The organism is Enterococcus dispar ATCC 51266 (assembly GCF_000406945.1).
Classification (GTDB): domain Bacteria; phylum Bacillota; class Bacilli; order Lactobacillales; family Enterococcaceae; genus Enterococcus_C; species Enterococcus_C dispar.
This window is the reverse complement of record NZ_KE136354.1, coordinates 807,014-829,693: the sequence shown is the minus strand read 5'-3', so window position 1 is coordinate 829,693 and position 22,680 is coordinate 807,014. Positions and strand designations below refer to the sequence as shown.

Genomic DNA, 22,680 nt, shown 5'->3' with positions numbered 1-22,680 from the left:
TCATTCTATCGCTAAAACAAAAATTTATGCAAAATTATCCACAAATAAAATTTCCATATAAAAAAGGAGATTACCTATAAAAAAAGTTGTGATGCTAGCATAGTAGTAGCGTCACAACTTTCAATTTCTATTTTAGCCAGTTTTCTGGATCTTCTTTCCATGCTTTTAATAAAACTAGTTCATTAGTGTTGATATAATTACTATTTAAAGCCACTTCAATTAAAGTCGAATAATTTGTCAATGTCACTAAAGGCATGTCAGCTGCTTCAAAGTTGGCAATCCCTTTTGGCAGTTCATAAGTGAAAATTGCGGCTACGCCTAAAACATCTGCGCCTTCTTTTTTAGCAGCTTCACAAGTACCTAATACACTGCCGCCAGTTGAAATTAAATCTTCAATAATTACCATCTTTTGGCCTTTTTCAATCCGTCCTTCAATTTGTTTACCTTTACCATGATCTTTGGCCTTCGCGCGAATATAAACCATAGGCAAGTCTAAAATATCAGCCACCCACGCTGCATGAGGTACGCCTCCTGTAGCCGCTCCAGCAATTACTTCGACATCAGGAAATTGGGCTTTAATTTTATCTGCTAAGCCTTGGGCAATTTGTTTACGAACTTTAGGATAGCTAATGGTAATCCGATTATCACAATAAATTGGGCTTTTAATCCCACTGGCCCACATGAAAGGATCATTTGGGCTCAAAAATACCGCTTCTACTGCTAATAAATCTTTGGCAATTGTCGTTTCTAAACTAGTCATTTTCAATACCATTCCATTCATTTTTAATTTGGGTATACGCTTTGTAAGGATCTTCGGCTAAAGTAATCGGGCGTCCCACCACAATAAAATTAGAACCGATTTTGCGGGCATTTCCCGGTGTCACCACGCGTTTTTGATCCCCCACTTCACTACCTGTCGGACGAATTCCAGGTGTTAAACAAATAAATTCTTCGCTTGTTGCCCCCTTAATATCCGCAACTTCTAAAGCAGAAGAAACGACACCGTCTAATCCAGCTTTTTTTGCACATTGCGCATAATGAATCACACTTTGGGCTAAAGGTACTTCGATTAATTGGTCATCGTGCATTTCTTGTTCAGTGGTTGAGGTCAATTGGGTAATGGCTAAAAGTTTAGGCCGCTCTTTGCCCATCGGTGTACCTTCTTCTAAGCCTCGCATCGCCGCTGCCATCATTTTGACACCGCCGGCTGCATGGACGCAAGTAATATCCACACCAAGTCCTGCTAAGCCCCGCATCGCTTTTTCTACTGTGTTAGGAATATCGTGCAATTTTAAGTCTAAGAACACGTCATGGCCATTTCTTTTTAGCCAACGAACAGTTTCTGGACCTTCCTGATAAAAAAGTTCCATTCCAATTTTAACAAATAATGATTCTTTTTTTGGAAATTTTTTGAAAAATAGCTCAACTTCTCCTCTGCTTGAAAAATCTAGTGCAATAATTGGACGTTCATTCATTTTTTATTTTTCCTCTCTTACTTGTTGGATTAGTTCATTCAAACTATTAATACCAAGTTCAGCCATTCGAGTTGGTAGGGCATCGATTAATTTAGGACAGATGAAGGGATCGGTGAAATTGGCCGTTCCGATTGCGACAGCGCTGGCTCCGGCCATCATCATTTCCAATACATCATCAACCGTTTGAACGCCCCCCATTCCAATGATTGGAATATTCGTCGCGTGAAAAACTTGATGAATTAAACGAATAGCGACTGGTTTAATTGCCCCACCAGATAAGCCACCTGTTTGATTGGCTAAAAGCGGTTTTCTAGTTTTTAAATCGATTCGCATACCTAATAAAGTGTTAATCATAGTAAATCCGTCTGCTCCAGCGTCTTCAATTGCTTTAGCAATGGGCACGATATCTGTTACGTTAGGAGATAATTTAACATAAACCGGTACTTTTGCTACTTTTTTAACAGCTGCAGTTAAACTCGCGGCAACTTTAGGATCTGTTCCAAAAGCAATTCCCCCATGTTTTACATTGGGACAAGAAATATTAAGTTCAATTGCTTTGACATTCGGCGCATCGCCGATTTGTTCACAAACTGCCACATAATCTTCTTCACAAGAACCTGCTACATTGGCAATAATGTTCAAAGTGGGATAAAGCTTATTTAAGTTAGGTAATATTTCAGACTGAACGACCTTTAATCCTGGGTTTTGCAACCCAATAGCATTTAACATACCACTTGGTGTTTCTGCGATTCGCGGTGTTTCATTACCAAAGCGCGCTTCAGGTGTGGTTGCTTTAATCATAATAGCACCGAGTTTATTGAGATCATAAAACTTACCATACTCATCACCAAAACCAAAACAGCCGCTGGCAGGCATAATCGGATTAGGTAAATCAAGCCCTGGTAATTGAATGTGTAGTGGATTACTCATAATACGATTACCCCCGTTTTAAAAATTGGTCCTTCATCACAAACTTTTACACTCTTCGTTGGTTCATTTTTGACGTGGCAAACACAACCATAGCAGGCTCCTACACCACAGGCCATCCGCGCTTCCATCGAAATTTGAGCATTGGGGTGATTTTGATATTTGGCATCCACCATTTTTAGCATTCCGTTATTACCACAAGCAAAAACAGCGGCAGGACTTTCTTTTGTGCGTTCTTCTAAAAGATGCGATACATTTCCTTTCATTCCAAAGCTGCCATCATCAGTGGCAAAAAGCGATTCACCAAGCGCTTGAAATTTTTCAGCATAATAAACAACTTCTTTTTTCGCAAACCCTAAAAAGTGGATAGGCGTAATCCCTTTTTTTACTAATTGACGGGATAATTCATATAGCGGTGGTACCCCAATACCCCCACCGATAATATAAGCAATATCACCGGCTTTTAATGCGCTGATATCAAATCCGTTTCCCAATGGCCCCAGACAATCCACTTTATCTCCTGGTAGTAGTTGGGTAAAGGCTTTAGTCCCTTGACCTTCAACACGATAAATTAAATGACAGGTCAAATTTTCACGATTAAATTGATTGATACTAATCGGACGACGCAGCAATAAATCTTTTTGTGGCACCAAAATATGTAAAAATTGACCTGGTTTTTCCATTGCTTTTACCAGTTCTCCTTGTAGGATTAATTCAAAAATATTAGGTGCAATCTCTTGTTGTGCTATTACTGTCAACATTCCTTGTTTCATGCTGCTCCTCCTGCTATTAAAATACATTATTCTCACAAATGGAGTGTGCGAATATCGCACACTCCGTTTATTTTATATCGCATTTGTTGAAAAAGCTCTATCTTCCATAACTTTTAAAATCGCATCTGCTGTATCTAATGAAGTTAAAAGTGGTACCCCATGTTCCACTGCTTCACGTCGAATAACAAAGCCATCAATAGAAGCACTTTGACGATCCGTATCCATTGTATTAATCACCAATTGTGCTTGATTATTGCGAATTAATTCCACGACATTCCGATCTTTACTTTCTGAAATTTTTGCAATCTCTTTAACACGTAAGCCAGCTGCCGCCAAGTAATTTGCCGTTCCTTTAGTGGCAATTAAGCTAAAGCCAATTTCGGCAAAACGTTTGGCTAAAGATAAAGCTTCTTCTTTTGTTTCGTCAGCAATAGTAAACAAAACCGAACCAAATTCCGGAACTTTTAAACCAGCTGCTTCAAAAGCTTTATATAACGCTTTTTCTAAGTTACGATCGCTACCCATGACCTCACCGGTAGATTTCATTTCCGGCCCTAAATAAGTATCGACCTTTTGTAACTTGGTAAAAGAAAAGACAGGGGCTTTAACATGGACACCAGTATCTTCTTGATATAATCCATTTCCATAGCCTTGTGCAATAATTTTTTCCCCTAAAATAGCTTTTGTTGCAATTTGTGCCATAGGAATGCCGGTTACTTTACTTAAAAATGGTACTGTTCGGCTGGCTCTCGGATTTACTTCAATAACATAAACTTTATTCTCGCTGATGACAAATTGAATATTCATCATGCCAATACAATTTAAACCTAAGGCTAATTTTTCAGTGTATTCTGCAATAGTGGCTTGTATTTCGGGACTTAAAAATTGAGGTGGATAAACTGCCATTGAATCTCCGGAATGTACCCCTGCTCGTTCTATATGTTCCATAATACCTGGAATTAAAACGGTGTGACCATCACAAATGGCATCAACTTCACATTCACTGCCGGTTAAGTAGCGATCGACTAAAACGGGATGTTCCGGGGATGCTTTAACTGCATTTTTCATATAATCTTCTAGATCCGCTTTATTTTCCACGATTTCCATTGCCCGTCCACCTAAAACATAACTTGGTCTAACTAAGACAGGATAGCCGATTTTTTCAGCAATCGCAACAGCTTCTTGATGATTTATCGCTGTTTCCCCAGGGGGTTGCGGTATATCAAGCTCTTTTAGTGCTTGTTCAAATAAATCCCGATTTTCTGCGCGATCTAAGTCTTCAATGCTCGTTCCTAAAATTCTGACACCCGCATTTTGTAGTGGTTCTGCTAAATTAATTGCGGTTTGTCCGCCAAACTGCACGATAACTCCGATTGGCTGTTCTAATTCAATCACATTTAAAACATCTTCTAACGTTAAAGGTTCAAAATACAATTTGTCCGAAATCGAAAAGTCAGTAGAAACAGTTTCCGGGTTACTATTCATAATGATTGCTTCATAACCTGCCGCTTGAATTGCTTTAACAGAGTGAACAGTAGCGTAGTCGAACTCTACTCCTTGACCAATCCGGATAGGTCCGGAGCCTAGCACTAAAACAGAAGGCTTTTCTGTCACTTGACTCTCATTTTCAAATTCATAACTACTGTAAAAATAAGGTGTTTCTGATTCAAATTCAGCGGCACAAGTATCTACCATTTTGTAGACAGGCTGCAAGTTATGTTCTGTACGAAAACTGCGTACTTCCTCTTCTGTCATTTGCCAAAGAGTGGCAATCTTTTTATCTGTAAAGCCATTTTGTTTGGCTTTTTTTAAAATACCGAGATCATTTGGCGTCTTTTCTAAGGCATTTTCTAATTCAACAATATGCAACAACTTATCTAAGAAAAAAAGATCGATTTTGGTCATTTCTGCAATTTCTGTAATAGAGTAGTTGCGTCGAATCGCTTCAGTCACATAAAAAAGACGGTCATCTTGTGCTTTAATCATCTTTTCTGTTAGTTCATTATCACTTAATTCAGCTAATTCCTTTATTTCAACATGGCAGACTCCAATTTCTAAAGAACGGACCGCTTTTAACAGTGATTCTTCAATATTGCGGCCAATCGCCATCACTTCACCAGTAGCTTTCATTTGTGTACCTAAAATACGTTCCCCTTTTTCGAATTTATCAAAGGGCCAACGCGGAATTTTGGCTACAACATAATCTAAGGCTGGTTCAAATTCAGCATAGGTTGTTTCTGTAACCGGGTTTTTCATCTCATCTAAGGTTAAACCTACAGCAATTTTGGCAGCTAACTTGGCGATTGGATATCCCGTAGCTTTACTAGCAAGAGCTGAAGAGCGGGAAACGCGCGGGTTCACTTCAATGACATAATAATTAAAACTATGTGGGTCTAGCGCGAGTTGAACATTACAGCCACCTTCAATTTTCAACGCGCGAATAATGGATAAAGAAGCATCCCGCAACATTTGATATTCGATATCTGATAATGTTTGGCTTGGTGCAAAGACGATAGAATCTCCTGTATGAATTCCAACCGGATCAAAATTTTCCATATTGCAAACGACAATGGCATTATCTGCTGAGTCTCGCATCACTTCGTATTCGATTTCTTTAAAACCTGCGATACTTTTTTCAATTAAGCATTGCGTAGCCGGTGATAATTTCAAGCCATTTTCAGCGATAAGGCGTAATTCTTCTTCGTTATCACACATCCCACCACCTGTTCCGCCTAAAGTAAAGGCAGGACGAACGATCACGGGATAACCAATTTCAGTAGCAAAAGCCACTGCTTCAGCTACTGTATTGATAATCGCAGATTCAGGAATCGGCTGTCCGAGTTCTTCCATTAACTGTTTAAATAAATCACGATCTTCGGCTTGATCAATCGCAGTAAGTTTAGTACCCAAAAGTTCAATTTCTAACTCTGCCAAAATACCAGAAGCAGCCAGCTCAATTGCCATATTCAACCCCGTTTGTCCGCCTAATGTCGGTAAGAGGGCATCAGGATTTTCTTTACGTAAAATCCGGGAAACAAATTCAAAAGTAATGGGTTCAATATAAACCTTGTCGGCAATTTCTTTGTCTGTCATAATGGTTGCTGGATTGGAATTGACTAAAACAACTTCATATCCTTCTTCTTTCAAAGCCAAACACGCTTGAGTGCCGGCATAATCAAATTCAGCCGCTTGGCCAATGATAATTGGACCAGAACCGATTACCATAATTTTTTTAATATCCGTCCGCTTTGGCATCTTTTTGCTCCTTCCATGCATCCATCATTTCAATAAATTCATCAAATAAGTGCAGGGCATCATGAGGCCCTGGTGCTGCATCAGGATGAAACTGAACCGTAAATGCAGGATGGTTTTTATGGCGCACGCCTTCGATGGTGCCATCATTCACTTCTATGTGGGTTATCATTAAGCGCTCATTATCAATGGAGTTTGCCTCCACTGCGTAGCCATGGTTTTGAGAAGTAAAATCAATCCGTCCTGTTGCGATTTCTCGCACCGGATGATTTAATCCCCGATGGCCAAACTTCATTTTGAATGTGTCTGCACCATTTGCTAATGAGAATAATTGATGCCCCAAACAGATGCCGAAAATTGGAACTTGGCCTTGAATTTCTCGAATCATTTCAATAGCCTCTGGCACATCTTTAGGATCTCCCGGTCCATTGGTTAGCATGACACCGTCTGGACACAACTCCAAAATCGTGGCTGCCTTAGTGTTATAAGGCAAGACAGTTAAATTACAATTTCGTTTTGACAGTTCCCGTAAAATACTATGTTTTAAGCCAAAATCAATCACTACGACGTTATGACCTACACCAGGACTCGGGTAAGGTTTTGCAGTGGAAACTTGAGCTACCTGATTGCTGGGTAAAACGGCTGCTTTTAATTGATCATAAGCATGGGTAAAATCTTCTTCTGCCACAATACTGGCTTTCATAGTGCCATATTTTCGAATTTTTCGTGTTAATGCCCGAGTATCAATTCCGGCAATACCTGGAATTTCTTTTCGTTTTAAAAAATCATCCAATGTCATTTGATTACGCCAATTACTCGCAAGCCGCGCATGTTCTTTGACCACAACCGCTTTACATGTAGGTGCAATGGATTCATAGTCATCCCGGTTAATCCCATAATTTCCTACCATTGGATAGGTGAACGTAATAATTTGTCCATTAAAACTTTGATCAGTAATAGTTTCCTGGTAACCGGTCATACTGGTAGTAAAAACAATTTCACCAAATACATTGTTGCCAGCGCCAAAACCTTCCCCTTCAAAGTAGGTGCCGTCTTCTAAGATTAACCATCGTTTCATACTTACTCCCCTTTTTGCCAAACTACTTGACCGTCAACAAATGTTAACAAGGTCTCGCCATAAACTTTCTCGTGATTAAAAGGTGTATTAACTGCTTTGGATAAGAATTTTTCAGCGTCAATTTCAGATTCTTCATTTATAGCAAAGACAGCTAAATCAGCGGGTTGCCCAATTTGCAAGCGTCCAGCTTGTAAGCCAAAAATTGCTGCTGGTTTTGTGGCCATCCATGCAATTACTTGTTCTAATGTGAAAATGCCGGTTTTGACAAAATGAGTGTAAATCAATTGGAAAGCATATTCTGAACCGACAATTCCAAAAGGCGCTTTTAGGAAACTTTGATTTTTTTCTTCAAAACCATGGGGTGCATGATCAGTCGCAATGCAGTCAATTGTGCCATCTAATAAGCCTTCAATTAAAGCATCTCTGTCTGCGGTCCCTCGTAATGGTGGATTCATTTTCCAGTAACCAAAGTCATTGGGAATTTCTTCTTCTGATAAAATTAAGTGGTGGGGAGAAACTTCAGCAGTAACATGAACTCCTGCTTTTTTTGCTTCACGAATAATCCGTACGCTTTCTTTAGTAGAAACATGGCAAACATGATAGTGACAACCAGTTTCTTCAGCCAAAATTAAATCTCTAGCAATTTGAGAACTTTCAGTCGCACTTAAAATTCCAGGTAAGCCGAGCTCTTCTGCTTTCTTGCCGGCATGCATAACTCCACCAAACAACAGCGATTCATCTTCTGTGTGGGCTACAAGTGCCATATTATTGGCTGCAGCTTCTTTCATTGCCAAATACATGGTTCCCGCTGTTTGAACACCAACGCCATCATTTGTAAAAGCAAAGGCGCCCGCAGCTTTTAGAGCCTTTTGATCGGTTAAAACATCACTGCGCAATTCTTCTGTGATGGGAGCGTATTGTAAAACTTTTACTACGGCGTCAGATTTAATAATCGCTTGGATTTTTTCAAATTTTTCAACCGTATCTGGAACAGGATTCAAATTGGGCATCGCACAAACGGTTGTAAATCCACCTCTTGCAGCGGCTTGACTTCCCGTTTTAATAGTCTCCTTGTATTCAAATCCTGGTTCTCTTAAGTGTACGTGGACATCTACTAAACCTGGAGTGATTAACTGCCCTTTAGCATCAAACACTTCATCAAAAAGGTTTGGATCAAAAGCGGTGCCGATTGCCTGAATCACCCCATCTTCAATCCAAATTTCTGCTGTTGTTAAGTGATTTTCATAAGTATTGATTTTACCGTTTTGAATGAGTGTTTTCATAATCATCCTCCTAAAATTTGTAGGGAAATTGCGCTATTTACTGTAAAAGAGATGACTAATAAATAGCACATCTTCTTATTCATTGAATTTAAGCTCTACCAGCTAAAACTGCTTCTAAAATTGCCATACGAACAAAAACACCATTGGTCATTTGTTGAATAATCCGGGCTTGATAACCTTCCACTAATGAATCTGCCAATTCAACGTCGCGATTAACCGGTGCCGGATGCATAATAATCGCACCTTCTTTCATCTTCTTGGCGCGACCAACTGTTAAGCCGTATTGTTGATGATATTCTTCTTTTGAAAAACTTTCATTGCCATCATGACGTTCATGTTGGACCCGTAGCATCATCATCACATCTACTTCACCAACAAGTTCGTCTAATGGTAGGTAGTGACCATATACTTCAAATTCTTCATCATACCATTGGGCAGGACCAGAGAAGAAAACTTGTGCACCTAAACGTTTTAACATCTGCATATTGGATTTTGCTACTCGCGAATGTGTAATATCGCCGACAATTGCAACTTTTAATCCTTCGAACCGACCAAATTCTTCATAAATTGTCATTAAGTCTAATAAACATTGAGTAGGGTGTTGTCCACTGCCGTCGCCACCGTTAATAATGCCGCATTGGATTGTTTTACTTTGAATCAAATCGTCATAATAATTTTCATCTCCGTGGCGAATGACTGCCACATCTACCCCTAATGCGGACATTGTTAAAACAGTATCGTATAATGTTTCTCCTTTTTGAACAGAACTAGTCGAAGCATCAAATTCAATCACTTCAATTCCTAATTTCTTTTCTGCCACATCAAAACTTTTGTGGGTACGGGTACTATTTTCAAAAAATAGATTCGTAGCGAAATATTGTTCTTTTTCTGGTGTCCATTTCGCACCGTTTTTAAACTCTTGTCCACGACGGATTAACCCCATCACTTCTTGGTCCGTTAAAGCTTCGACTGTTAATAAGTGTTTTAGACTAATTCTTTCTTGTTGGATAATCATCTTTTTTCCCCCTACCTATTTGGCGTTCAGTTTTTATTCCGTTTCTTTATTTATGACAATACGGTCTTTGCCGTCTACTTCTTCCATTTCCACAATAATTTGTTCTGCTAAGGAAGTTGGAATATTTTTTCCAACATAATCAGCCCGAATTGGGAGTTCTCGATGACCACGATCTACTAATACGGCTAACGAAATCTTCCGAGGGCGGCCAAAATCCATAATTGCATCCAATGCAGCCCGAATAGTACGTCCTGTAAATAAAACATCATCGACTACGATTACTTCTTTACCTTCCAAATTGACTGGAATATCGGATGCATGAACAGTCGGATCATCATCTTTTTTGGCATCATCGCGATAAAGGGTAATATCTAATTCTCCCACCGGTACCTCGATACCTTCTAATTGTTGCAAACGTTCGGCGATACGCTGGGCAATATAAATCCCTCTGGTTTTAATTCCGACTAAAACCAAATCCTCAATACCGTGATTGCGTTCGATAATCTCATAAGTGATCCGAGTCAAAGCGCGCTTCATTGTTACTGCATCTACTACTTCTTTTACTGCCATTTTTTTCCTCCTCGTTCATTTGAAAGACAAAAAAACTCCTACCCGAAATTAGGCAGGAGTGATAATTGATTTAGTATCTGGATCCACTGACCCTTTTTACTACAATTCACTAGGCAAGTTCTACTAAGGCGCACCTTACTAAAGTTCTTGCTCAACTCCTTCTTAGCCTCACGGGACTACTCTTAAAGGATTACTATTTAGTTTTCCTAGAAATAGACTACACTTCTTTAAAGCAAAAATCAATCTTTTTTTCGTAAGTTTGCTAATGTTTTTTCAAACACTGCTGGTAGTGGTGCTTCAAAAACCATTTTTTCATGTGTGCGTGGATGAGTAAATCCTAACAATTTGGCATGTAAAAACTGGCCATTCCCCTTTAAAGTTTTTTTGGGACCGTAAGTTGGATCCCCTGCCAAAGGAAAACCAATGTATTGCATATGAACGCGGATCTGATGTGTGCGCCCCGTTTCCAATTGCAGCTCAACAAGAGTAAAGTCGCCAAAGCGTTCTAAAACAGTAAAATGTGTAATAGCAGGCTTACCGTCTTCTCGAACAGCCTGCATTTTACGATTAACTTTAGATCGCCCAATCGGTGCTTCAATCGTGCCTTTTTCATGTGCAATATCCCCATGCACTAAAGCAATATATTTACGTAAACTAGTTTTGTCCTTTAATTGCGCTGCCAAAGATTCATGCGCCGCATTATTTTTAGCAACCATCAATAATCCTGAAGTATCCTTGTCAATGCGATGAACAATTCCAGGACGGACAACATCGTTAATGGTTGATAAATTATTTAGTTGAAATAACAGTCCATTAACTAACGTTCCATGACTATGTCCAGCAGAAGGATGAACCACCATTCCTTGTGGCTTATTGACTACAGCCACATCTTCATCTTCATAAACAATCTCCAAAGCAAGATTTTCCGGCACTAAGTCTAAAGTTTCGGGCTCAGGAATTTTAATTACGATTTCATCCCCAGCCTTTACTTTATAATTTGCTTTTAAAGGCTGTCCGTTTAAAAAGACAACGCCTTCTTTGAGCCACAGCTGTATCTGTGAACGCGTATAATCTGGTAAGTACTCCGTTAACGCCTTGTCAATTCTCGGGCCATTTTCTTTTATAATGATTAAAAGTTCATTCATGATTTTGCTCCTTTAAAGTGCTCTTCAAATAAAATGTAAATAAAAATCAAAATGACGCCGATCACAAGGCAAGAATCAGCCACATTAAAAATCGGAAATGAGACAAAATCCGTTTGAAACATATCTACTACATAACCCAAACGCACACGATCAATGAAGTTGCCAAGAGCACCGGCAAGTACCAAACTTAACCCTAAAGAATATAACTTAGCACCATGACGATTCTTATATAATAAATAACCGCAAACGCCAACTGCAATAATTGTGACAATGGTAAAAAAGCCCATTTGCCCTTCTAACATACTCCAAGCGGCACCAGTGTTTTGATAATACGTTAAAGAAAAAAAGTTTTTTACCAGAGACACGGATTCACCTAAAGCAATATTTGCCACAATCCAAGCTTTAACCAATTGATCTGCTACTATCAAAACTGCAGCAATAATAATAAAAAATAACATAAATTCAACTCATTTCTTAAACATTAAATAAATCCCGTGGGCGAATAATACCTAATAAATTTCCATCAGGATCCCCGTCTCGCGTAATTAAAATTGCTTCTAATAAAGCATTTTGATGAAACATATTTTTCGCTTGAGCGACAGTAGTGGTACTGTCTACAAATTGATAATTGGTTACTTTTCCATCTGCAATAATCAACTCGTCAGCCAACCGGTTGCCTAGAATAATTTCTCCTTTAACACTTTCTTTCGCAAACCAATATCCTAGTGCACGCAAAGTTATTAAACCTTTGAATTTTCCTTTTTGATATAAGGGAAATTGTGAGTAACGCTTTTTAGCGATTGTTTTCAAAATCTCATGAATGGGCAGAGTAATTTCAAAACCCGTCACCTTTTTTTGAAAACGGGGCAAAACAAGCTCCGGTTGTAATAAAGCATCTTCAATTTCTGTAATTCGTTTTACTACCCACTCATTGGGTTCTGCAATGACAAAATCCGTCCCAATTTGATCGTGGACAATCGCATTTCTTAATTGTGCCATTTGCAATAGATCATCCATATACTCATTGGCTAAAAGTTCTGGCTTTTTATTTAAGCGGCGTACCATCTCGCTAAAACCCATATTTTTTGGATTGTCCAATTGATCTTTCAACCACTTGTTAATTCGATTAAAACTTGCCAAAAATAAATCTGCACTTGTGGCCATCTCCATACTCCTTTGTTATTTTTATTGAAATAGGTCACTATCTTTTGTCACAAATTTTTCTGTCGAAATGTGAGCTTGAAGCGCTGCTACAAAAGCATTTTTTGTTTTCTTTCGCATTAGAAAATGATATTCTTTTCCTAAATATAAAAACTCAATTCCATTAGGAACAAGGGCAACACGGGTAATATTATGATAATAAAACTCCTGCTTTTTCCAAAAACGGGCAAAAAAAACAATAATATGGTCTTCCGTCAGAACAAAACGACGCAGACAGCCAATTATAACACAGACGAAAAAGAAGACCATGACCAAATTACTTTTCCAATAAGGGCGCGTATTTTCTAAGGACAACGTCAAACTATAAAAGAGAACAATGAATGTTAATGACCAATAAATGATACTGACAGCAAGTTCAGGCTGCCAACGATATTTTCTATTTTTCATGCTTACAAATTGCCCCTCTTCTGTTAAAGTTAAATCACAAAATTTAAAAAGGATGAATGTATTGATTAAAGCCTACATTGATGCTGCAACAAAAGGAAATCCAGGTCCTAGTGGTGCTGGAATACTTTTAGTTGCCGAAAATCTTCATGAACAAATTCCGCTGCCTCTAACTGGAACAATGAGTAACCATCAGGCAGAATTTTGGGCATTTTATGAGTTACTGATGTATTTAAAACGCCACAATTATACGAGTGAAACAATCTTTGTTTATTCCGATAGTAAGATTCTAGTCCAAACGGTGGATAAAAACTACACTAATAACGAAAATTTCCAAGAAATTTTTCAAAAAATTCAAGCTTTGCTGCCAAACTTTACATTATTAATCCTACAATGGCTTCCTGAAAATAAAAATAAAGGTGCCGATCAATTGGCAAGACAAGGATTACAAAAAGCATTACAGAAAAAAAGTTAAAGGGTTTCAACTTTATGCAATAAAAGCCCCCAACGCCCGCTTAAAAACAAAGTGACCTTTTCCTTTGTAATTTAATCGTTGGGGGCTTTTACTGAAGAGAATAGACACGTTCTACTCGGCGCACGTGTAACTCTTAAAAAAGTGGAGCACAGCTGTGATGGTTTAGCAAAAAGCTATCCTACATGATTGGCCTTATTCTATAAGATTGGCGACAACAACCGAGAAAAGTTTTGTTTAAATCGTAGCCAATATGACTGCTTGGCGATAATTTCATCGGTTAATTCATAACATTTCTCTAGATCAGATAAAAAGATTTGTTGCATTTGTTTTGTCAATGTTTCATCATAAACAAAAGCATTTACTTCAAAATTCAACTCATAGCTACGAATATCTTGATTAGTCGAGCCAAATGAACAAAGATTATCATCCATTACAATTGTCTTCGCATGTAAAAAACCATTTTCATATTGATAAATCTTAACGCCGCGTTTATGCAATAAATTAGCATAATACTGTGTCGCCCGATAAATAAAAGGATGATCAGGCATATTCGGAATCATTACCCGTACATCTACACCCGAACGTGCTGCTGTAACTAAGGCGTTAAACATTACATCGTCGGGAATTAAGTATGGTGTTTGAATCCAGACCTTTTCGTTAGCAGATAAGATCATCTTCACAAATGCACTTTTCAAAATATCAATTTGATTTTCTGGACCATCTGCTACTACTTGAATTTCGGCTTCTCCACCTGTATTTTCCGTCACAACAAAATAGCGGGCTTCATAATCAAGCTGATCTGTTTTGTCTTTAACAGAGGCATTCCAGTCCCGAATAAAAATTTCTTGTAAACTAAAACTTGCAGTCCCAACAATTCGACCATGGGTATCGCGCCAATAGCCAAATTTTTCACTCCGACCTAAATATTGGTCTCCGACATTAAAACCACCTGTCCAACCAATTTTGCCATCAATAACCACAATTTTTCGATGCAAGTGATAGTTTAAACGGGTTTTACGAATTAAATCCCGAGAAGTAATAAACGCTGCTACTTTGCCCCCTGCGGCTACTAAAGGTTGAAAAAATTTGTCACTTGATCCTTTTGCGCCCCATGGATCATAAATGAGCCGCACTTCTACACCGGCTCTTGCTTTTTCAATTAACAATTGTAAAAATTGGTGACCAATTCGATCTGGAAAAAAGGCATAATATTCAACGTGAATATTATCTTCTGCGGCTTTTATATCTTCAAATAAAGCTTGAAATTTCTCATTACCATCTGTATAAAGCGTTACGCTGTTTCCGCGAGTTAAAGGAGACTCGTCGACTGATTTTAAGTAACGTTCTAATAACTTTAGTTCAATTTCCACTTCTTCTACGTCATAACGTTTATTATTTTTTTGTATCAAAGCGTTAATTTCTTTAACTTTTCGATTTGTTTCGAGGTCATATTTATAAACTGTTTCCCCATCAATTCCACGGCCACAGAATAAATAGACTATAAAGCCGATAATCGGAATAAAAACCAATGTTAAAGACCATGCTAAAATACTGGTAATCGATCGTGGCTTACGAAAGACAGTAATCAACGCGCCAATGGTATTGATAAAAATTACCAATAGAAAAACAGATTGCAAAATACTTAAATCCTGTTGAATCGTCATAGGCTAAACTCCTTTATCTTGATTTTCGTTCAATTATAATAAGTAATTATGATCAAATGTTATTTCTAAAGTGACGTCTCCTAATCGAGTCGTTAAGTAATTCGTCAATTTCTTACGTATCTCAGCATCTGTCTGGGGACATTTAGGGGGAACTACTACGTCAAAAGACAGCTGATTTTTTTCAATGCGAAAATCATGGACCCTCAAATTCAATTGCAAAGCTGTGATAGATTCTTTGACGATTTCCCATTTTTGTTGATACTCAGCACTTTTCACAGCCACTGGATCAAGATGACAAACAAGTTCCACTTTCAAAGTTTCGCGAAAGTCTTTTTCGATACTATTAATGATATCATGGGCATGATTTAAACTCCAAGTATCATCAACTTCAATATGCACTGTAGCAAACTGCTTTTTAGGCCCGTAGCTGTGAACTAATAAATCGTGATAACCCAAAATAGCGGGGTATTCTTTTAAATGTTCTTCCATCACTAAGATTTCTTCTGCGCTAGGTCGGCTTCCTAATAGTTCATCAATAAATTCTTTTACCATCTTCAGACCGCTATATAAAATATAAAGTGCAATCAAAAGTCCCATCCAGCCATCAATGTGAAGGCCAGTGAAAAGCTCAACCAATGCCGAGAGAAGAACCGCAGCGGTGGTAATAACATCATTTAGACTATCTTGTGAGGAGGCTTTCAAAGTTTCAGAATCAATTTTGGCCGCGATTTTTTGATACATAAAACTCTGCCAAATCTTAATCACAATGGATAATAATAAAATTATAAAAACTAATGGTGAAAGTTTGATATTGCTAGGATCCATAATTTTTTCTATCGATGAAATTAGAAATTGGAACCCTACAAATGTAATAATAATCGAAATCATAAAGCCGCTGATGTATTCAAAGCGCTCATGACCATATGGATGCTCTTTATCTGCAGGCTTGGCTGCAATCCGAAAACCCACTAAAGTCAAAACAGAAGAAGCGGTGTCACTTAAACTGTTAATGGCATCTGCCATGATGGAAACACTTTGCGCAAAAAGGCCAATTAGAAACTTCATCACAAACAAAAGTCCATTTGATACCAGACCTAAACTTCCCGCTAAAAAACCAAAAGAAGTTCGTGTTTTATTCGAATCTTTGGTGTTAATCTTTTTTATAAAATAATTCAGCATTGCCGATAAACTCCTTACCCTAAACTTCTCTTCATTTTACCTTGTTTGCCAATTTCAAACAAATTTAAGGTCATATTTGACAAAAAATAATTGGCGTCTAAATGAATTGAAAAATGTCCCCTGAATGGACATAAATAATAACCCGAATTTGGTTGGTTTTCCCATTTGCAAATGCTTTTTGAAAAAGCTAGCAAAAAGAGAAAACTGCACCATAATTCGGGTCATAAGTTTTACATACTATTTAGAAAATAGCTATTTTAGATTATTTTATTAAGCTTGTTGTAAAAACTCAGCTACTTTTGCTAAAGCGTCTTTAATCCCTGCTGGATTTTTACCACCGGCTTGCGCCATATCTGGTCGGCCGCCACCACCGCCGCCAACAAGGGGAGCAATCATCTTAATTAAATCCCCTGCTTTTAAGCCGCGGGCTACAGCATCCGGAGACATTGCTGCCAATAAGTTAACTTTTTGATCACTCGCATTTGCTAACACTAAAACATCAGAAGTAGCTTTTTGTTTCCATTGGTCAGCCAATTGACGCAATTGGTTCATATCTTTAACTTTTACTTCAGCCGCGATAAATGAGATACCATTTACAGTTTCAACATTTTTGAAAACATCGCCTGCTTGTTGATTTGCCAACTTACTTGCCAGCTGTTCATTTTCTTTTTGTAAATCTTTTAACTGTTGTTGTAATTGTTCTGTTTTTGTCACGACTTCTTTTAATTGTGGTGATTTTACAATTGTCGCGATTTCTTTTAATTGTGTTTCTTCACTGTAAAGTAATTCATACGCTTCTTTACTTGTTACTGCTTCAATGCGGCGTACGCCTGCTCCAATACCAGATTCTGCAACGATTTTAAAAATACCGATATCTTCTGTATTGGCAACATGGGTCCCACCACAAAGTTCAATGGACCAATCCGCAATATTTACTACACGCACGTCATGACCATATTTTTCGCCAAAGAGAGCCATCGCACCCATCCCTTTTGCGGTATCGATATCTGTTTCAATCGTTACAACTGGAAGAGCTTCCCAAATTTTTTGGTTAACAATTGCTTCCATTTGACGCAACTCTTCTGTAGTTACTTGCCCAAAATGAGTAAAGTCAAAACGTAAATGACCTGGTGCTACTAATGAACCAGCTTGATTAGCGTGATTTCCTAATACTTCTTTTAATGCTTTATGCAACAAATGGGTCGCAGTGTGGTTTTTGATGATCCGATTACGGCGCCCCACATTAATTTGTAAGAAGTAAGTCGTCCCTTCTGTTACTGGTGCTTGAATCGTAACAGTGTGTAAAAATTGGCCGTTTGGTGCTTTTTTCACATCGTGAACTTCTGCCACAATATTACCTTCTAAATCACAAATAATACCAGTATCAGCAACTTGTCCACCCATTTCAGCATAAAATGGTGTTTGGGCAAAAATTAATTGCGCCTCTCCAGCCTTCACTTCACTAACAACTGCTTCATCTTGAATGACAACCAGTAATTCACTTTCAGTCTCATAGTTAGTATACCCAACAAATTTACTATCTACTTTAATTTCGGTTAATAAAGCAGATTGTACCCCCATTGACATATCCGTATTGCGCGCAGCACGAGCGCGTTCTCTTTGTGCTTGCATTTGGGCTTCAAAACCAGCATGGTCTACTTTTAGGCCTTCATCTTCGGCAACTTCTTCAGTCAATTCAACTGGAAAACCATAAGTGTCATACAATTTGAAAATATCTTCGCCACTTAATGTATCTTTTTTCTCAACCTTCACTTTTTCAATGACTTGAGTCAAAATTTCCAACCCTTCATTGATTGTTTCGTGGAAACGTTCTTCTTCTGTCCGAATTACTTTTTCAATAAACTCTTGTTGCTCCAATATTTCCGGGTAATAGCTGTTCATGATTTTACCTACAACCGGAACTAATTTGTATAAGAAAGCTTGGTCAATGCCTAATTTTTTACCATGCATAACAGCGCGACGTAACAAACGACGTAAAACATAACCCCGTCCTTCGTTTGAAGGTAGTGCACCATCACCAATGGCAAAAGCTAAAGCGCGAATATGATCGGCAATAACTTTAAAAGAAATATCTGTTTGTGGTGCGTCTCCGTATTGGAATTTACCACTTAAAGTTTCAACTTCTTTAATTATTGGCATAAATAGATCAGTTTCAAAGTTTGTTGGCGCATTTTGAACGATGGAAACCATCCGTTCTAATCCCATTCCCGTATCAATATTTTTATGAGGCAATGGTTCAAAAGTATCATCTGGCTTGTGATTAAATTCAGAAAAGACTAAGTTCCAAATTTCTAAATAGCGCTCGTTTTCTCCACCAGGGTAATTTTCTGGATCGTCAGCAGCCAAATCATTAAATTCTTCGCCACGGTCATAAAAAATTTCAGTATCTGGACCACTAGGACCTGCGCCGATATCCCAGAAATTATCCTCAATTTCGACAATATGATCTAAAGGAAGACCGACTTCTTCATGCCAAATTCGCTTTGCTTCTGTATCTTTTGGATAAACGGTAACATATAATTTTTCCGGATCAAAAGCCATCCATTTTTCATCAGTCAAAAATTCCCAAGCCCAATGAATCGCTTCTCTTTTAAAGTAATCACCAATCGAAAAATTACCTAACATTTCAAACATGGTATGGTGACGGGCCGTTTTCCCAACATTTTCAATATCATTGGTCCGAATTGATTTTTGCGCATTGGTAATCCGGGGATTTTCCGGCACAACGGACCCATCAAAATATTTTTTTAGCGTAGCTACACCAGAGTTAATCCACAAAAGAGTGGGATCATTAACTGGAACTAAAGACGCACTGGGTTCAACACTATGTCCTTTTGACTTAAAGAAGTCTAAAAACATTTGGCGGACTTGGCCGCTAGATAATTCTTTCATTATTTCTCCTACTTTCACAAAAAAATAAGACACCACTGCAAGACAAGGACGAAAACCGCGGTACCACCTTGTTTGCAATGATGTCATTCATTACCTCTTAAGCTCTATAACGCAGAGTTGCGTCAGTATTGCTACTGAAATTCAAAAGGGAGCAACCACAAACAGATTTGTGCTTTTTTCTCAGCAATCAAAAGCTTTCTGTAACAAAGAAGCTGTCTGGTCATATCCTTTTTCCTTACAAAGTATAGGTGACAAACCCACACTTGTCAACGATTTAATCTAATTCTATTAAAATTGCTTTGCGATATAAAAAATCTTGGGGCGTTAACTTTTCATCCGCTTTTAAACGACGATTGGCGCGATAATAAGTGGCTTCTGGTAATAATGTTAACAACGGAAGCGCACTTTTTGTGGTATGGTCCATTTTCAAAACTGCTTCGGTCGTTATTTCATAGCGATTAGCACCACCATTTATTACTACCCCAAACATATTAGGACCTTCTTTTAAAGTTTTGACTTGTCTGCCCCAGTAACTTTCATCTACATCGGCTGCATTTCCCCAGCGAAATAACTTACGTGTTGCCGCCCCCACCGTAAATTCCCACTGATCTTCACTTAATAAATCAAAACCGTCATTTTGAATAGTGTGAATTAAGCTTGTCTGTGTGCAATCAAAATGCTGAAAGACGTAGTAGCTATCCGTGCCATCGGCAATTTCTAAATAGAATTCATTGGGTGCTAAAACATGATAGGGCAATGAAAAATTTAAGCTTTCGGCAAATGTTTGCGGGCCGACAAATTGTTCTTTAATTTTGTCTGCAAACGGACTAAATTTTTCAACATCGCCTGTGAATTCACCTGTAATGGTATCTAACATCCCCAAATAACGCGTACCCGCCGGTAAAGCGTGTTTTTGGACAAGCATTGGCGGGATATCTTTTTTACGTAAAGGTGAAGTATGTAAGTCAACATAGAGATCCCAGTTGTCCAAATTTGTTAATTGATATTCATTGATAATTTTTTTATCTGATTCAGTCAGAGTATTCTTTTCCATCGTTGACCAGGCATTCGTAGGTAAACTTTGAACACCTAAATCCCAACCTAAGATTGCTTCGTTTTGGCCGGGCACAAACACGAAAGCCTCGCCATCAATTTCTAATTCAAAAGTACGACATTTTACCCCATCCAGTTGATAAGTTAATAATTCAAGATTGGTAATTTCTTTTAACGGACTGACAAAATACATCAAAACTTGTTGAAAAGCTTGGATTTTTGTCTCATCTGTTAAATTTTTCCAATTATTCCAACGTAGCATTTCAAATAAATTCATCGAAATTCCCCTTCAAACAATTACTATGCTATTCTTATGAAAACTTGCTAAAATTAAGTATAGCACGATTGGAGTCTATTATGGATAAAATTTCTTTTGGATCGGATTGTTATTTGCAAGCTGCTGCTTTTTACATTCGTTATCACGTTTTTGTTTTGGAACAAAAAATCAAACCCGAATTAGAGTTTGATGCTTTTGATAGCAGTCAGGCCAAATATTTTGTATTTTTTCATAACGAACAAGCAATCGCCACCATCCGTTATCAAGCCTTGGATAATCAAACGATACAGCCGGATCGTTTTTGTGTCGCAAAAGCGTGGCGCCACAAAGGCATTGGAAAAAAATTACTCACATTTTACGAAAGACACGCGTTTAGCGATGGCTATACCCGCGCGAGTTTATCAGCAGAACTAGCAGCGATCCCCTTTTACCTCAAAATGAACTATCAAATTTGTAGTGCTCCTTTTTTAGAAGACGGAGTTTGGTGTCGCAAAATGGAAAAAGCATTATAATATGTCCAAAAATATCTCTTCTTTCTTAAAAGGAAAGTGAGCAAAAAAAAACGCGCCCATAGACCATAATCTACACAGTCTAATGGGAGCGTTTTTTTATTATTGGCTTGATTTTTTCTTGTGTTTACGGGCAGACCGCAGCTGTTGTCGTTTTTCAACTTTGCGTTTTTGTTTTTTGTCTTTATCTACAGCCCATTGAATTTTTTTCTTATAGCCTGGCTTGATTTTTTTCTTTTTCTTTTTAACCAGCCCAATTAGCGTAGGATCTAATTCCTCTTTTTTGGTTTGCTCCCGCTTTTTACGACGGTTTCGGTCATAGCTGTCCACAATTTCACCATTTTTAATTTCTTTGGGTTTAAAAATCACGCCAAGTTTTTCAATGGCAGCCACTTTTTCTTCATCTTGAGGACTATAAAGGGTAATAGCAGTACCTTCAAGGTTGTTGCGTCCAGTCCGCCCTACCCGATGGATAAAGAATTCTAAATCATTGGGAATTTCAGCATTTATAACGTGAGAAACTCCTTCGATATCAATCCCTCTGGCAGCTAAATCAGTTGCAACTACATATTGATAGTCCATATTTTGAATATTACGCATAATCCGTTTACGTTCGCGTGGCGTAATATCCCCATGAACCTTAGCAACTTTTAGCCCTTGTTCCTTTAAGTAATCACTGATTTCGTCAACGTGCTGTTTAGTGTTGGCAAATACTAATGCCATATAAGGATGACCGGTGGTTAATAATTGATAAATAAGCCGGTTTCTGTCTTTTCCTTTTGTCGCAATTAGCCAATTGTCAATTGAATCTGCAATGATAGCTTGTGGTTGAATTTCTTCTATCACTGGATTTTCCAAGTATTTTTTTAAAAATGGTCGTAATTTTTCGGGAATAGTTGCCGAAAAGACCAAGATTTGAACTTTCTCAGGTAAACGGCTAGCAATTTGATCGACTTCTTGTAAAAAGCCCATATCTAATGTCATATCTGCTTCGTCTACCACAAAAGCAAATGCTTTATGAATAAACAAAGCCTGTTCATTAATCATATCCAATAAACGACCTGGTGTGCCAACAACCACATGAGGTTGTTGGTGCTTCAATTTATCGATTTGTCTTTGCTTATCTGTTCCCCCTACAAAATTGCTAACTCGAATAGCAGGTTGTGAAAAATCGGCAATTTGTTTTGCTGCCGTATAAATTTGATTTGCGAGTTCACGACTTGGTGCAGTAATAACCACTTGAGCACTTTCGTTAGCTGGATCAACTTTATCTAATAAGGGTAGTAAAAATGTATGCGTCTTGCCGGTTCCCGTTTGTGACTGTCCCACAACACTTCTATTTTGCTGAATGACCGGAATGAGCCGCTCTTGAACTTCCGTTGGTTTTTCAAATTTCTTTTCTTTAAGGGCTTCATATATAAAGGGCTTAAATTGAAAATCCGTAAATTGCATGTTTCCACCTTCTTTTCATAATGTTCTTAGGGATT

At 38.1% G+C, this 22,680-nt stretch carries 20 protein-coding genes; 2 read left to right on the top strand and 18 right to left on the bottom strand.

Annotation, left to right across the window (positions count from 1 at the left end; translation table 11 throughout):
• Window positions 1–127: 127 nt before the first annotated feature.
• The 13 genes from pyrE to RK01_RS03905 form a co-directional block, all read right to left on the bottom strand.
• The gene (pyrE, locus tag RK01_RS03965) at window positions 128–760 is read right to left on the bottom strand and encodes an orotate phosphoribosyltransferase (RefSeq protein WP_016171989.1); all 633 of its coding nucleotides are present in this window, start codon (window positions 758–760) and stop codon (window positions 128–130) included.
• A complete protein-coding gene (gene pyrF / locus RK01_RS03960) occupies window positions 753–1,475 on the bottom strand; it encodes an orotidine-5'-phosphate decarboxylase (RefSeq protein ID WP_016171988.1) in 723 nt (240 codons plus the stop codon). The genes pyrE and pyrF overlap by 8 nt, the downstream gene beginning before the upstream one ends.
• A 3-nt stretch (window positions 1,476–1,478) precedes the next feature.
• Window positions 1,479–2,408 (bottom strand): dihydroorotate dehydrogenase, encoded by a 930-nt coding sequence (locus RK01_RS03955; RefSeq protein WP_271858544.1) that lies wholly within the window; start codon window positions 2,406–2,408, stop codon window positions 1,479–1,481.
• Window positions 2,402–3,175 (bottom strand): dihydroorotate dehydrogenase electron transfer subunit, encoded by a 774-nt coding sequence (locus RK01_RS03950; protein ID WP_016171986.1) that lies wholly within the window; start codon window positions 3,173–3,175, stop codon window positions 2,402–2,404. The genes RK01_RS03955 and RK01_RS03950 overlap by 7 nt, the downstream gene beginning before the upstream one ends.
• Before the next feature lie 72 nt (window positions 3,176–3,247).
• Entirely contained in the window at window positions 3,248–6,430 is a 3,183-nt protein-coding gene (carB, locus tag RK01_RS03945) for a carbamoyl-phosphate synthase large subunit (RefSeq protein ID WP_016171985.1), read from the bottom strand.
• Window positions 6,408–7,505 carry a carbamoyl phosphate synthase small subunit gene (locus RK01_RS03940; RefSeq protein WP_016171984.1) on the bottom strand — a complete coding sequence of 366 codons (1,098 nt, stop codon included), beginning with the start codon at window positions 7,503–7,505 and terminating at the stop codon, window positions 6,408–6,410. Before RK01_RS03940 ends, carB begins: the two co-directional genes overlap by 23 nt.
• A gap of 2 nt (window positions 7,506–7,507) precedes the next feature.
• Window positions 7,508–8,788 (bottom strand): dihydroorotase, encoded by a 1,281-nt coding sequence (locus RK01_RS03935; RefSeq protein WP_016171983.1) that lies wholly within the window; start codon window positions 8,786–8,788, stop codon window positions 7,508–7,510.
• Between the two features lie 88 nt (window positions 8,789–8,876).
• Window positions 8,877–9,803: an aspartate carbamoyltransferase catalytic subunit gene (locus RK01_RS03930; RefSeq protein WP_016171982.1), complete on the bottom strand. Its 927-nt coding sequence runs from the start codon at window positions 9,801–9,803 to the stop codon at window positions 8,877–8,879.
• A gap of 33 nt (window positions 9,804–9,836) precedes the next feature.
• The gene (pyrR, locus tag RK01_RS03925; RefSeq protein ID WP_016171981.1) at window positions 9,837–10,373 is read right to left on the bottom strand and encodes a bifunctional pyr operon transcriptional regulator/uracil phosphoribosyltransferase PyrR; all 537 of its coding nucleotides are present in this window, start codon (window positions 10,371–10,373) and stop codon (window positions 9,837–9,839) included.
• Window positions 10,374–10,612: 239 nt separating this feature from the next.
• Complete coding sequence (locus tag RK01_RS03920; RefSeq protein WP_016171980.1) at window positions 10,613–11,518, bottom strand: RluA family pseudouridine synthase; 906 nt, start codon at window positions 11,516–11,518, stop codon at window positions 10,613–10,615.
• A complete protein-coding gene (gene lspA, locus RK01_RS03915) occupies window positions 11,515–11,976 on the bottom strand; it encodes a signal peptidase II (protein WP_016171979.1) in 462 nt (153 codons plus the stop codon). The genes RK01_RS03920 and lspA overlap by 4 nt, the downstream gene beginning before the upstream one ends.
• 16 nt (window positions 11,977–11,992) lie before the next feature.
• Window positions 11,993–12,682, bottom strand: a complete 690-nt coding sequence (locus tag RK01_RS03910; protein ID WP_016171978.1) for a CBS domain-containing protein — start codon at window positions 12,680–12,682, stop codon at window positions 11,993–11,995.
• A gap of 21 nt (window positions 12,683–12,703) precedes the next feature.
• Window positions 12,704–13,126: an EbsA family protein gene (locus RK01_RS03905; protein WP_016171977.1), complete on the bottom strand. Its 423-nt coding sequence runs from the start codon at window positions 13,124–13,126 to the stop codon at window positions 12,704–12,706.
• A 61-nt stretch (window positions 13,127–13,187) separates the two neighbouring features.
• On the opposite strand from RK01_RS03905, the gene RK01_RS03900 reads away from it, so the two are divergent.
• Window positions 13,188–13,598, top strand: coding sequence for a ribonuclease HI family protein (locus RK01_RS03900; protein WP_016171976.1), 411 nt, complete (start codon window positions 13,188–13,190; stop codon window positions 13,596–13,598).
• 197 nt (window positions 13,599–13,795) lie between these two features.
• On the opposite strand, the gene cls is transcribed toward RK01_RS03900, so the two are convergent.
• The 4 genes from cls to RK01_RS03880 all read right to left on the bottom strand — a co-directional run bounded on the left by cls (window position 13,796) and on the right by RK01_RS03880 (window position 20,684).
• Window positions 13,796–15,262: a cardiolipin synthase gene (gene cls / locus RK01_RS03895; protein WP_016171975.1), complete on the bottom strand. Its 1,467-nt coding sequence runs from the start codon at window positions 15,260–15,262 to the stop codon at window positions 13,796–13,798.
• 33 nt (window positions 15,263–15,295) lie between these two features.
• Window positions 15,296–16,441 (bottom strand): cation diffusion facilitator family transporter, encoded by a 1,146-nt coding sequence (locus RK01_RS03890; RefSeq protein ID WP_016171974.1) that lies wholly within the window; start codon window positions 16,439–16,441, stop codon window positions 15,296–15,298.
• Window positions 16,442–16,711: 270 nt separating this feature from the next.
• Window positions 16,712–19,354, bottom strand: coding sequence for an alanine--tRNA ligase (gene alaS, locus RK01_RS03885; RefSeq protein ID WP_016171973.1), 2,643 nt, complete (start codon window positions 19,352–19,354; stop codon window positions 16,712–16,714).
• A gap of 274 nt (window positions 19,355–19,628) precedes the next feature.
• Window positions 19,629–20,684 carry a DUF7278 family profilin-like fold-containing protein gene (locus RK01_RS03880; protein WP_016171972.1) on the bottom strand — a complete coding sequence of 352 codons (1,056 nt, stop codon included), beginning with the start codon at window positions 20,682–20,684 and terminating at the stop codon, window positions 19,629–19,631.
• A gap of 80 nt (window positions 20,685–20,764) precedes the next feature.
• Here RK01_RS03880 and RK01_RS03875 point away from each other — a divergent pair, with 80 nt between their 5' ends.
• On the top strand, window positions 20,765–21,196 hold the full coding sequence (locus RK01_RS03875) for a GNAT family N-acetyltransferase (RefSeq protein ID WP_016171971.1): 432 nt from the start codon (window positions 20,765–20,767) through the stop codon (window positions 21,194–21,196).
• Between the two features lie 99 nt (window positions 21,197–21,295).
• Here RK01_RS03875 and RK01_RS03870 read toward each other — a convergent pair whose 3' ends face one another.
• Entirely contained in the window at window positions 21,296–22,645 is a 1,350-nt protein-coding gene (locus tag RK01_RS03870) for a DEAD/DEAH box helicase (protein ID WP_016171970.1), read from the bottom strand.
• Between the last annotated feature and the right edge of the window lie 35 nt (window positions 22,646–22,680).

What these genes read in the sequence shown, in the direction of transcription:
- RK01_RS03880 (WP_016171972.1), bottom strand. Translation starts at nt 20,684, where the DNA reads ATGAATTTATTTGAAATGCTACGTTGGAATAATTGGAAAAATTTAACA.
- RK01_RS03890 (WP_016171974.1), bottom strand. Translation starts at nt 16,441, where the DNA reads ATGCTGAATTATTTTATAAAAAAGATTAACACCAAAGATTCGAATAAA.
- pyrF (WP_016171988.1), bottom strand. Translation starts at nt 1,475, where the DNA reads ATGAATGAACGTCCAATTATTGCACTAGATTTTTCAAGCAGAGGAGAA.
- RK01_RS03905 (WP_016171977.1), bottom strand. Translation starts at nt 13,126, where the DNA reads ATGAAAAATAGAAAATATCGTTGGCAGCCTGAACTTGCTGTCAGTATC.
- alaS (WP_016171973.1), bottom strand. Translation starts at nt 19,354, where the DNA reads ATGAAAGAATTATCTAGCGGCCAAGTCCGCCAAATGTTTTTAGACTTC.
- RK01_RS03950 (WP_016171986.1), bottom strand. Translation starts at nt 3,175, where the DNA reads ATGAAACAAGGAATGTTGACAGTAATAGCACAACAAGAGATTGCACCT.
- RK01_RS03870 (WP_016171970.1), bottom strand. Translation starts at nt 22,645, where the DNA reads ATGCAATTTACGGATTTTCAATTTAAGCCCTTTATATATGAAGCCCTT.
- RK01_RS03910 (WP_016171978.1), bottom strand. Translation starts at nt 12,682, where the DNA reads ATGGCCACAAGTGCAGATTTATTTTTGGCAAGTTTTAATCGAATTAAC.
- RK01_RS03920 (WP_016171980.1), bottom strand. Translation starts at nt 11,518, where the DNA reads ATGAATGAACTTTTAATCATTATAAAAGAAAATGGCCCGAGAATTGAC.
- RK01_RS03935 (WP_016171983.1), bottom strand. Translation starts at nt 8,788, where the DNA reads ATGAAAACACTCATTCAAAACGGTAAAATCAATACTTATGAAAATCAC.
- RK01_RS03940 (WP_016171984.1), bottom strand. Translation starts at nt 7,505, where the DNA reads ATGAAACGATGGTTAATCTTAGAAGACGGCACCTACTTTGAAGGGGAA.
- pyrE (WP_016171989.1), bottom strand. Translation starts at nt 760, where the DNA reads ATGACTAGTTTAGAAACGACAATTGCCAAAGATTTATTAGCAGTAGAA.
- lspA (WP_016171979.1), bottom strand. Translation starts at nt 11,976, where the DNA reads ATGTTATTTTTTATTATTATTGCTGCAGTTTTGATAGTAGCAGATCAA.
- RK01_RS03875 (WP_016171971.1), top strand. Translation starts at nt 20,765, where the DNA reads ATGGATAAAATTTCTTTTGGATCGGATTGTTATTTGCAAGCTGCTGCT.
- carB (WP_016171985.1), bottom strand. Translation starts at nt 6,430, where the DNA reads ATGCCAAAGCGGACGGATATTAAAAAAATTATGGTAATCGGTTCTGGT.
- RK01_RS03930 (WP_016171982.1), bottom strand. Translation starts at nt 9,803, where the DNA reads ATGATTATCCAACAAGAAAGAATTAGTCTAAAACACTTATTAACAGTC.
- cls (WP_016171975.1), bottom strand. Translation starts at nt 15,262, where the DNA reads ATGACGATTCAACAGGATTTAAGTATTTTGCAATCTGTTTTTCTATTG.
- pyrR (WP_016171981.1), bottom strand. Translation starts at nt 10,373, where the DNA reads ATGGCAGTAAAAGAAGTAGTAGATGCAGTAACAATGAAGCGCGCTTTG.